Origin of the sequence: Desulfobaculum bizertense DSM 18034, assembly GCF_900167065.1 — a bacterium.
GTDB classification, from domain to species: Bacteria; Desulfobacterota; Desulfovibrionia; order Desulfovibrionales; family Desulfovibrionaceae; genus Desulfobaculum; species Desulfobaculum bizertense.
Genome location: NZ_FUYA01000014.1, coordinates 1 through 11,153, shown reverse-complemented (window position 1 = coordinate 11,153; position 11,153 = coordinate 1). Strand labels below are relative to the sequence as shown.

Annotated in this window: 11 protein-coding genes; 2 read left to right on the top strand and 9 right to left on the bottom strand. The window is 53.2% G+C overall.

Translation table 11 applies throughout. The annotated features are described in order from the left end of the window. Positions 1–29: 29 nt before the first annotated feature. The 7 genes from B5D23_RS14275 to thrB form a co-directional block, all read right to left on the bottom strand. The gene (locus B5D23_RS14275) at positions 30–1,340 is read right to left on the bottom strand and encodes an HD-GYP domain-containing protein (RefSeq protein ID WP_078686133.1); all 1,311 of its coding nucleotides are present in this window, start codon (positions 1,338–1,340) and stop codon (positions 30–32) included. Between the two features lie 387 nt (positions 1,341–1,727). After that, positions 1,728–3,023, bottom strand: a complete 1,296-nt coding sequence (locus tag B5D23_RS14265) for a TRAP transporter large permease (RefSeq protein ID WP_078686131.1) — start codon at positions 3,021–3,023, stop codon at positions 1,728–1,730. Beyond that, entirely contained in the window at positions 3,024–3,578 is a 555-nt protein-coding gene (locus B5D23_RS14260) for a TRAP transporter small permease (protein WP_078686130.1), read from the bottom strand. A 109-nt stretch (positions 3,579–3,687) separates the two neighbouring features. Further along, positions 3,688–4,707: a TRAP transporter substrate-binding protein DctP gene (dctP, locus tag B5D23_RS14255; RefSeq protein ID WP_078686129.1), complete on the bottom strand. Its 1,020-nt coding sequence runs from the start codon at positions 4,705–4,707 to the stop codon at positions 3,688–3,690. Positions 4,708–5,155: 448 nt separating this feature from the next. Next, the gene (locus tag B5D23_RS14250; protein WP_078686128.1) at positions 5,156–5,674 is read right to left on the bottom strand and encodes a hypothetical protein; all 519 of its coding nucleotides are present in this window, start codon (positions 5,672–5,674) and stop codon (positions 5,156–5,158) included. Between the two features lie 20 nt (positions 5,675–5,694). Further along, positions 5,695–6,297, bottom strand: coding sequence for a hypothetical protein (locus B5D23_RS14245; protein WP_078686127.1), 603 nt, complete (start codon positions 6,295–6,297; stop codon positions 5,695–5,697). Continuing rightward, positions 6,284–6,841, bottom strand: a complete 558-nt coding sequence (thrB, locus tag B5D23_RS14240) for a homoserine kinase (RefSeq protein ID WP_233813146.1) — start codon at positions 6,839–6,841, stop codon at positions 6,284–6,286. Before thrB ends, B5D23_RS14245 begins: the two co-directional genes overlap by 14 nt. A gap of 130 nt (positions 6,842–6,971) precedes the next feature. Here thrB and B5D23_RS14235 point away from each other — a divergent pair, with 130 nt between their 5' ends. Then, on the top strand, positions 6,972–8,279 hold the full coding sequence (locus B5D23_RS14235) for a type III PLP-dependent enzyme domain-containing protein (RefSeq protein WP_234985106.1): 1,308 nt from the start codon (positions 6,972–6,974) through the stop codon (positions 8,277–8,279). Positions 8,280–8,343: 64 nt separating this feature from the next. On the opposite strand, the gene B5D23_RS14230 is transcribed toward B5D23_RS14235, so the two are convergent. Both B5D23_RS14230 and B5D23_RS14225 read right to left on the bottom strand, forming a co-directional pair. Continuing rightward, positions 8,344–9,036: a TIGR04282 family arsenosugar biosynthesis glycosyltransferase gene (locus B5D23_RS14230; protein ID WP_159446020.1), complete on the bottom strand. Its 693-nt coding sequence runs from the start codon at positions 9,034–9,036 to the stop codon at positions 8,344–8,346. Beyond that, the gene (locus B5D23_RS14225) at positions 9,023–9,742 is read right to left on the bottom strand and encodes a TIGR04283 family arsenosugar biosynthesis glycosyltransferase (protein ID WP_078686125.1); all 720 of its coding nucleotides are present in this window, start codon (positions 9,740–9,742) and stop codon (positions 9,023–9,025) included. Before B5D23_RS14225 ends, B5D23_RS14230 begins: the two co-directional genes overlap by 14 nt. Before the next feature lie 407 nt (positions 9,743–10,149). Between B5D23_RS14225 and B5D23_RS14220 the strand changes: the two genes are divergently transcribed. Next, the gene (locus tag B5D23_RS14220; protein ID WP_078686124.1) at positions 10,150–11,049 is read left to right on the top strand and encodes a sulfite exporter TauE/SafE family protein; all 900 of its coding nucleotides are present in this window, start codon (positions 10,150–10,152) and stop codon (positions 11,047–11,049) included. Positions 11,050–11,153: the final 104 nt, after the last annotated feature.

The following is an 11,153-nucleotide window of genomic DNA, read 5'->3' as shown; positions in this document are numbered from 1 at the left end:
ATAGAACCCATTGGCGCTGCGTTCAAGCCTCAGTTATCGTGACGGGATTCTCGCGCCTCTGCCACCCTTTTGGAGAAACGGTCAAACTCGTCGCGTGCGGCCCGCTGGGCGAGCTGGCGATGGTGATTCAGCTCCTCAAAACGATCTCCAAGACTCTTGACCACAGAGCTGTCCAAGGCTCCTGTTGTGCCCAGATCGGTGAGAACGTCCATGGCCTGATAGCGGTCCATGCCTTCCCGGTACGGTCTGTCTTCCGTAATCGCGGTAAACACGTCCGCCACGGCAACAATGCGTGAGCCTTGATCGAGATTTCTGCTGTCCAGCTGGAACGGATAGCCAGAGCCATCAAGCCGCTCATGGTGCTGCGCGCCCCACCGCGCAATTTCCGCCAGCCCCGGAACTCCGGTCAGCACGGAATTGCTGTAATAGGCGTGCCCTTTCATGGTCACGAATTCCTTGTCCGTAAGCTTTCCGGGCTTCTCCAAAAGTTCCGAAGGAATACCCAGCTTGCCGACATCATGAAGATAACCAGCAAGCCGCAGACATTCGCTTGTCTTTCGACTCATGCCACAGGCCCTGCCAAGCGCCTCGGACACCGCAGCAACGCCCCACGAATGAGTCGCGGTAAAGGGACTCCGGAAGTCGACCAGATGCGCAATAAGCCGTGACGAATCCATCAGCTCGTGGAACTCCATCATGTGGTCGCGGGCAGAGATGCGCTGCGTCAGCTCTTCGAATCTGTCCTCCCGGAAAACACCGTCCCAAAACGCGTCGTCTTTCCAGACTTTTTCAAAGGCATCACAAAACTCTGCCGCAAAGCGTGTGCTTTTTTCTGCCAGCACAATCTCACGGGCAGCCTTGCGGTCAAAGTCACCGGACTCGCTCCGAGGAACCAGCACATCAATGCGGTCGGCAAGCTGGAGCAGATTCGCAAGCCACAGGTGGCGCGGATGTGCGGCAACGTGCCCAAAATCTGAATATTTGACGTGGTGATAGTGAATAATCTCGGCAATATTCCAAAACGAATCGTAGATTTGCAAAAGCTGATAGCCCGTTTCCATGTGCTCAACGTCATCAGAATCAAACGCAAGGGTATTGAGTCTGGTGTCGAGCGTAAAAGCCCCGACATCGTGCAAAAGCGCAGCCAGCACAAGATCTGCCTGCTCCTTTTCGCCAAGGCCCATGACGTCCGCCAGACGCCCGGCAAAATACGCGGTCCGGTTATGATGCCCGGCAATCACGGGACTCATCAGGTCCAGTACCGCAGACACGCCACTCACGAGCTTATAGAAACGTACTTCTGGAGCCGTAAAAGACGGCTCAGACATGCGACTCGCCATATTCAATCCTCACTTGCCACAATGATCTGTCCCCACTGACCATTCCAGCGTTCTCCCAAGCCAAAAGCATGTGTTCCCAAGAAGAAACACATGCCTTGCCCTGGCTCTTTTTCAGACACCTCAGTACAAAGCAGTATACGCGAGAAAGGACTTCTCGCAACAGCACAAGCGCAAGCGCCTCTCCAAAGACTCCACACAAAATGATTCCACGTCATGCAGTCACAAGACGCATACTTTTCTTTGCCTTTTTCTGGCGAGAAGACGTGAGAACTTTTTTTCGCATAACAAATTTTTTCTCTTTTGACAGAAAAAAGTACAGGGGATTCGTGCGCGAAAGCATAAAAAAGGGGCAGCCAAAAGACTGCCCTCAGTGTTTTCATACCGTGACTACTTCAAAAGCAGGCGCACGAGGAAAAGCGAGATGTCTGGGACATAGGTCGTCAGAAGCAGCGTCGGCAACCATGCAAAAAGAATCAGATACATGGTTGGCTTGAGCATACTCGTCACCGATGCCCCGGATATGCGTCCCGAAAGATACAAAAGCGGCGCCGTTGGTGGCGTGACATTTCCCATGCCGAGGTTCACGCCCATGATTGCAGCAAAGTGCAGCGGGTCAACGCCAATCTGCTGAACCAGAGGCAGGAGGATAGGCGTTCCCAAAAGGAAGCCAGACACGTCATCCATGAGCATACCCATGCCCAGCAGCACGACGTTAATCATGAGCAGAATCACCATCTTGTTATCCGAAATGGTGGTCAAAAAGCCCATAATCTGCTCTGGCAGATTTTCCATGATGTACAGACGGGACAGAATCATAACCGCAAAAGTCATGGCCATAATAACGCCTGTTGTGGTGGCCGACTCAATCAGCGTTGCCCCAAGGTTCCTGAATTTCAGGCCCTTGTAGAAGAACATGGCAACCGGGATAGCATAGAGCACAGCCACGGCAGCAGCTTCTGTCGGGGTCATGATGCCGCCATAAATACCGCCAAGAATGATGACGGGCATCATCAGGGCAGGAGAAGCAGAAGCACCACTGGAAATCAGTTTTTTGCCTGTCACGGCAAAGGAATCTGCAGGGCGGACTTCAATGTCCTTGTTGTTCCGAAGCAGGAACAGGTTCACCAGACTCAGCAGAATCGTCAGGATAATGCCCGGCACAAAGGCTGCGAGGAAGCAGGCCAGAACCGACTGGTTTCCGAGCCACGCGTAAACGATCATCAGCATGGACGGCGGAATCAGAATACCCAGAACACCAGAGCTGGCGAGCAGTGCGGCTGTATGCCCCACGGGATAGCCTGCGCGCTGGAGCTTGGGCATGATGATGGAACCAATGCAGGAAACCGTGGCAGAGGACGAGCCGGAAACAGCACCAAAGATGGCACAGGTCACAACGCAGACCACGCCGAGACCGCCCTTGATGCGACCAGCAATAATGTCCACCACATCAACAAGCTTATCGCCAATGCCGCCCTTGTCCATGATGCCACCAGCCATAATAAACAGCGGGATGGTCAGCAGGACAACTGAGTTCATTTTTGCGAAGCCGTAAGGCAGCAAAAAGCCCGGCTGATAGCCGCCCAGAAAAATCAGGCAGGCTGCCGAGGCAAAAAAGGCAAACGGAATTGGCACCCCAATAAACAGCGTTACGAGGAGAGCAAGAATAGCTAACAGAACTGACATTTATGCCTCCCCTTCAAACGCCTGGGCCGCAGACACATCCTGCCCACGAAAAACACGGACAAGATCTTTGAAATTCTGAATGAGATACACCGTGTGGTAAAAGCTCATGAGCACAAAGCCCAGTCCAACCGCGCTGTGCGGGATGAGCATAGGCAGGCGGAAGACTGTGGACTTCGGAAGCATGTGAAAGCTCCACGCCACAAACTGAATGCCCCACCAGCTCACGAGAAGGCTAATGGCAACGGTGATGAGTTCGCGCACAAACTGAACAGAGATGTTCCACTTTTTGTTGGTGATATAGCAGGTGAGGATGTCAGCGGAAATCTGGCTTTTTTCGCGGCTGCCCTGAGCTGCACCCATAAAGTAGAGCCAAAAGGCAAACATCTGGATCAGCTCTTCGGAACCGTAGAAATCGGATTTGAAAATATAGCGGGCAACAACTGCCACAAAAATCATGACAACGATGCAGATACTCGACACCGCCATCATGGTTTTTTGAAACTTGCCCAGCACAGCCCACAGATAGCGCCATAGACTGCTTTTTGCCGTACGCATCGAGGACCCCCTATTGTACAAACGTGTGTCCTGAAAAAGAAAACCGTGCGGCGGGCAATACACGCCGCCGCACGGACAAAAGACGATGCACCTGAGAGATTCTCGTCGCCTAGTAGGTTGCTTTCAGACCGTCGAGCAGCTCTTTGGTCAGCGTCTCTTCGAGGCGCGGCCATGCATGCTCACGGACGTAGCTTGCGCATTCTTTCAGCTCTTCAGGAGTCAGCATAATAACCTTGACGCCTTCATCTTCCAGCATCTTGCGGTATTTCTGATCTTCCTCTTCTGCGCGGCCAAAAGAAGCCTGACCTTCGTCAGTAAATGCAGCTTCAACAACCTTGCGATCAGCCTCAGGAATGGCCATGAAGGTTTTCATGTTCATGACGTACTGAGTGGACTCAAAGTTCACGTTGTACTGGTAGTAGTACTTCAGGACATCACGGAATCCGGTGTAGTTCAGATTCGGCGGTCCACCAGACCATGCCTTGACGACACCTGTCTGGAGTGCGGAATACACGTCTGTGTATGGGAGGGAGGTGGTGCGGAAACCGAGTTCCTCAGCGCCGAACTTAAAGACGTTCAGGCCGGGAACACGGCACATAACACCCTTTTCCATGCCGGGCTTGTTGTAATTCTCAAGCTCCTTCACAGTACCAACGCCGATGAAACCTTCGCCAAAGTAGGAGAAGAATTTCACGCCGAGCTTCTCGTGCATTTTTGCCATCTCAGTCGGGATGAATGCACCAGTCTTGTAGATCTTTTTGATCTGCTCGTAATCGTCAGCAATGTAAGGCAGGAAGCCAATACCCAGACGGGAGTCAAGGGCATCAGGGATGGTGATGTGTGCAGCATCAATGGAACCACGAATGACTTCGTCATAAATCTGGGAAGCATCACCAAGCTGGTTAGCCGGGAAAATCTTCACCAGGACGCGGCCCTCGGTTCCTTTCTCAATACGCTCTTTAATTCGCAGCGCGGCCTTGTGCCCCATGTGCTCAAGGGGGTGCTGCGTGGCCAGCTTAATCGTGACCACTTTGTTCTCGGCGCTCTCTTTCTTGTCGCCGTCACCATTGCACGCGGCAAGGGCAACCAGAGACAACAGCGCAAAGAACATAACAAAAAGTTTTTTCATGTTCCCCTTCACTCTTTTCTGGAGGTAACAAAACAGTCCCGTCTCCGGGACACCAGTTCTCAGGCCAGAGCTGCAATACGGAGGAATTGTCCAGAAAAAATCTGTTCATCGCCCGCAACAGACTCTGGAGACATCGTCACTTCGTTCAACAGAAAACGTGTATATATCACACGTCTCTCACATCCCCAAAAAAATTCGTGAGAAAACGTGCTCCACGCTCTGTTATGAAGTGACCGTACTTATGTACGATTTTACGAAACATGTCGAGCCTTGAGAACTCAGCATTTCCTCGAATACTGTACTGTTTGCTCACACAGCATAGGCTCCATTCTCCCGTCATAAATAGATTTTTCTTTTTTTGTATTGCGCACTTTGAGGCATGCTTTTTTTCACATAAAAAAAGCCCTGACTTTCATCAGGGCTTTGCGTTCTTTTCTTTTTGGCTGCGTTAATGGCAGACCAGCGCGCCTTCACTGGCAAAAAAGACATCTTCTACAGGCGGCATATCTTTGTCCGCCGAAGCTTTTTGCGCAGCAGCCAGCATCTTGACCCGGTATCCAAAACTCACAAAAAGCGGCTCCGGGAGTTTCTGACCATCCAGTCTGAGCCAAAACTCAAACGGGACGCCCTGCTCTCGCGATAAATGCTGTGGCACATAGACCTTGACGTCACGCGCCAAAATCCGGCCCCGCGCATCAGTCAGATACGCAGAAATCCACAGGTCATCTATCCACGTGGCCCATTCGGGCACACTCTCGGCGAGCGGAAATGCCGTCCCGTCAATGCGATAATATTTGCTAACTGGCGCGACTCGGTATTCAAAGCGCCAGCACTTTGTCGCTACGGTCTGAGGTTCAGAAAACGTCCACGGCCCCTTGTTGAGGTGCTTGACGCTCAGGTGAGAGCAGCCAGACAAAATCACCGCACACAGCATAGCGGTACACAAGGCAACGGCATGTCGTTTCATGGTTTCCCCCTCAGAAAAAGCTAACGAAGCTTGGGAGCACCCTGCACCAGCATTTCAGCAAGTGTCAGGTTTACTCGTGGAAGAGTCTGAATCCGTTTTCCCAAAAATTCCATCTCAAGGGCTGCCAGCTTGGAGTACAGCGGCGTCCGGTCCAGAGGTCGCAGGTCAGTGCGTCCTTCGGTCGCCTCACCAAAGCGCCAGCATCCCGGAAAAGTTTCTTCTACAGGAACGCCCATCTTGCCCCGCACAGCCAGCGTATGCACCACGCCATGCAAACGGCAGATCATCAGGCGATGCGTATACAGCCCACACAGGCCATCATCATTGAGCGGACACATGGCATCCGGGCGCTCGCCCGCTGCAAGCTGTTCCTGCATCTGCGCAACATACGCCTGCGCGCGCTCAAGGTACAGCTTCTGCTTTGCTTCGGGCAAAGATTTCATGCCCTTCCACAAATATGCCCATTCCACATAGGTATGATGCTGGAAGTAGCTGGTGCAGCAGTTTTGCGGACAGTCCGCACAGGTAAACCCTGTGCCCTCGACTGTCTGGTCATATTCCTTCTGCATCAGGTCATACAGCGCCCCAAGCCGACGAAAAACACCAACGCTATTCAGCTTCAAGGCTCAACCCCTTTTCCAGCATCCAGTCGCGGATGGCTTCTGCACACTGTTCTGGATTCAGCTTGTCCGAATCCACGCAAAAATCTGCCTCTTTTTCATACATAGGCAGACGCTCATTAAAGAGGTCTTCCACTGTCTGGCCCGGAGCAATGGCAAGGCCACGGTCAGGCTTGGCATTGACCCGCTGCAAAATGACGTCTTTTTCTGCACGCAGGTACACCACAGGACCAAGCTCGTGCAAACGCTTCATGCACTTCTCGCCATAAATCACGCTTCCACCCGTGGAAATAATGGTCCGGCGCACCGTAATTTTCGAGACCAGATCATCTTCTACTTCCACAAAACGGTCGCGCCCAAAACAGTCTGCCAGCTCCTGAAGCGGACGGGCATAATGTGATTCAATCAGGGCGTCAGTATCCATGGACGGCCAGCCCAAAACAGAGCTTAGTGCCCGGCCAATCGTTGTTTTTCCTGCTCCAGCCATACCAATGAGGACCACACAGCCCCCGCCGGTTGCATACAGGCTACTTCCTTTATGACTCATCGTGCATCCAGTACCTTGTCGAATTGCATAAGAATAGTTTCCACGTCCAGTCGGTGTTACTCTCTTGTCCCACCACGGTAAACCCCTCACAAAGGTTCCCTTCCGCAAAAGCCCAGTGTATACCCTTCGCATGCGAAAAAGACTCTCTGCACAGGCGATGTCTCGCGCACTCACAAATGCCCTTTCTGAGGGTGCAGTTCAGGCTGAGGACTCAAGCGTTCTCTTCTATGACCTGTCCCTCATTGCTGAGCGCACGAAGGAACTGGCCGAACAGTTCCCAAAGGACACGCTTCACGCTGTTGCTGTCAAGGCTAATCCTCTTCGCAAGGTGCTTGCGTGGCTGCACGCACTTGGTGAACAGGACAATGCACCGCAGCTGGGTCTTGAGTCCGCCTCTGAACCAGAAATGCATCTGGCTCTGGGCGCTGGCTTTGATCCCAGTCATGTGGTTTTTGATTCACCTGCAAAAACCCTTCACGAACTGCGCTTTGCCATCACGCAAGGCGTCCATCTCAATATGGACAACATGCAGGAAGTGGAACGGGTAGATACGATTCTGAAAGACTTGGGACACGAAGCCAAAAGCACATTTGGCATTCGCGTTAACCCACAGGTAGGACAGGGAAGCATCGGCGCAACCTCAGTTGCCGCCGAGTACTCCAAATTTGGTGTGCCGCTCAAGACCTTCCGCAAAAAACTTCTTGAGATCTATCGCAGCCATCCATGGATGACAGGTATCCACGTCCATGTTGGCTCGCAGGGATGCCCCCTCGACCAGCTCGTGCTGGGCGTACGGAGCATTCTGGATTTTGTGGAAGAAGTGAATGCTGCCACAGACGGTCAAATTCGCATATTTGACCTTGGTGGCGGACTGCCCGCAGATTACGGACAGAAAGAATTTCAGGCACCGAGCTTTACCGAATACGTTGCTGCCCTGCGCACAGGCTGCCCCGAGCTTTTCTCCGGGAAATTCCGCCTCATGACGGAATTTGGCCGCGCCGTGCACGCCAATGCAGGCTTTGCCGCAAGCCGTGTGGAATACATCAAGCCTCAGGGGGATATCCGAACCGCCGTTATCCATCTGGGTGCCGACATGTTCCTGCGCAAATGCTACAACCCAGGCGACTGGCATCACGAATTTAGCGTCTGCGACAAAAACGGAGCGCTCAAGGACGGACCGACCCGTCTCTACCGCATTGCAGGCCCTCTCTGCTTTGCAGGAGACCTGCCGGGCCGCGATATTGCCCTGCCGGAAATCGAACCTGGTGACTGGATTCTCATCCACGACACAGGCGCATACACGCTTTCCATGTGGTCCCGCTATAACTCGCGGGCCATCCCCAGTGTTCTTGGATACAAAGACGAACAGGCCTCAACAGGCTTTGTTTCCCTCAAGCGGCGCGAACAGCCACAAGACGTGCTCAGCTTCTGGGAATAGCACTTCCGCCATTCCAATTTTGCAGCCCTTCTGCCACGCAGAGGGGCTTTTCTTTTTCTGCCAGCTAAAAGCCCCAATGCTCCAAAAGCGAAAAACTTCGCGGCGCATTATCCCGGCTCGTCATCGGTGAATTCCCAAAAACAGCTGACTGAACCAGCCGCCCAAGTTCTTGCAGGGTATCCACGTCCGGCGTCTCCTGAAGCACGGCATAGCTTGCGTCATGCTCGTTAAGCCGTCGGCAGGTCTCTTCAAAAACCCCCGAAGTACTCCACGGCATTTCCAGAAAAACATCCCGCACCAGTCCACTGGCCCGGTAGCCCGCAAGCGAATACCCGCCATCTGGACTCGGCGAAAAGACAGCGTCCCTGTGTTGCAGAGCATCAAACGCCTCCAGCACCGTCTCCCGCTGCATCATCGGCGCATCGCTACCCGTCAGTACAACTCGCTTGCGCCCCCGGCGAAAAGCACCATCAAACGCCGCAAGCATTCGTGCCCCAAGATCAAAACCAAGCTGCCATTCAAAGCTATACTGGTTCCCAAGCCACATTTCGTAATCTGCCAGTGTCCCCATAGGCACACAGCACACCCGAACCGGAATCCCCGTGCTCGTCAGCGTCGCAAGCTGGTCTTCGGCAAAAGCTTCATACAGCTTGGCTGCCCGTCCAGCCCCAAGATCCCGCGCGAGCCGCGTTTTCACCTTCCCTGCCAGCGGAAGTTTCACAAAAAAAAGTATCTCGCAGGCATCAGTCCCCATCATCTCCCTCTCCTCCAAAACTGTACCACTGGGCCAGCACATAGGGCGAAACCCGGGCGTGATACGCCAGCCGGATTGCCCAGTTGCGCAAGGTACAGCGAAGTTTCCCCTCCTGCTCCCAGCGACGGGCCGCACTCGTCACTCGCAAGGGAGAAATCTGAATACGCCGCCCCAGTCGTCGCACTCGAGTCATAATTTCCAAATCTTCCATCAGCGGAATCTCGCGGTATCCCCCGATATTGAAGAAAAATTTTCGCTCAAAAAAAAGAACCTGATCGCCGTATGGCGCACGCGTCAGTGCAGAACGCACATTGGCCCAAAACGCAATCCAGCGCATTGCAAAACTGTCTGAATCGAAGCCAAGCCGAAACGCTCCGGCTGAGGCATCCCCATCCAGTATTCGCGCTATTTCTTCAAATGCGCCCTCTGGAAGCCGTGTGTCTGCATGCAAAAAAACAAGAATATCCCCAGCGGCGAACTTGGCCCCGACATTCATCTGGTGCCCTCGCCCGGACGTACTGCCAATCAGTACCGCCCCGTAACCTTCTGCTGAGTCTAAAGTATCCCGTTCAATTGCGCCATCAATTATACATATCTCATATGAATTTGATCCCGCGACTTCTTGCACATGTCGCAGAGTTTCACCAATGCGATCAGCCTCACGAAAAACAGGAATAATGACCGAAATGCTGCGTTTCTTTTTTACCATCCTTTATCTTACCCCGCCTTCTCCCTTTCCGGCAATCCCTCTTTTTTTGCTCTTAGCACCCCAAAAAAAAGGCCCATCCCGCTGGGCAAACGGGATGGGCACGAGGGGCTTAGGCTTTGCTTTGATGAAGGAGAGGAAAGACGAAAATACCTACTCTTCTACCTAAAATCTGTGGTGGCACAATTCCTCGCTACAAAAGGAATCTGCCATCTTGCACGCTGCGATTTGTGTCGCTTTGTTAATAATGATTATTAATAGTATTTAGGGTTCAGGTCAAACACTTTTTTTCATCACGCACAAAAAAAATCATTCCGGCCCAAAAAACCTAGTCTTTTACTCTAAAAAAGACTGACAAATGCAGGCTCCTTTTTATAGAATATCTCCAAGCGATATCAAAGGAGGCCCCGATGTACTTTCCTGTTGCAGACATTACAGTCCCCATCTGGATACCCCCAGTCACTGCCTTTATTATAGCGTTCTTTGCCTCAATGGGTGGCATTTCCGGCGCGTTTCTTCTTCTCCCATTTCAGATGTTTCTCGGCTACACCGCGCCCTCGGTGAGTGCCACCAACCAGTTTTACAACATCGTCGCCATTCCCGGCGGCGTCTTTCGCTACCTTCGCGAAGGCCGCATGGTTTGGCCTCTCGCCACGGCCGTCGTCCTCGGCACCGTCCCCGGTGTGCTCCTCGGCGTCTGGCTACGCGTTCGCTATCTCCCCGATGCGTCCAACTTCAAACTCTTTGTCGGCATTGTCCTTCTCTACATTGGCTATCGCATGGTCCACAGCCTGCTCAAACACAACGCCGCCGAGCAGCGCTTTGAAAAAAACGTCCGCAGCAGCGCCGCCCCCCGCCCCATCCAAACCCTCAAGTCCTCCGCTGGCGTTATCCGGTTCATCTTTGAGGATGAAGAATTTCACATCCGCACGGCCGGACTGTTCTTCCCCAGCCTCATCGTCGGCATCATCGGCGGTATGTATGGCATCGGTGGCGGCGCTATCCTTATGCCTCTCTACGTCAGCATGCTCGGACTCCCCGTCTATGTCGCCGCCGCCCCCGCACTTATGGGCACCTTCATGACCTCCATCACTGCCGTCCTCTTTTTTCAGGTTCTGCAGTTTATCTACCCTAATCAGGCCCTCGCACCCGACTGGCTCCTCGGTACCCTCTTCGGTATCGGCGGCGCCCTCGGTATGTGGCTCGGCGCTCGCTGTCAGAAACATGTCCCCGCTCGCGTCATCAAAGCCGCCCTCTGTCTCGTTATCCTCTTTACCTCGCTTAAATACATCATTGGATATTTTATATAAGCGCACAGGGGTGCGTAGGTTACGAGACTCCGTCTCGTGCTCTGCAAAGGGCGCTTGGGTGGGCGGGGACTCTGTCCCCGCACCTCTGCAAGGGGCGCTGCCCC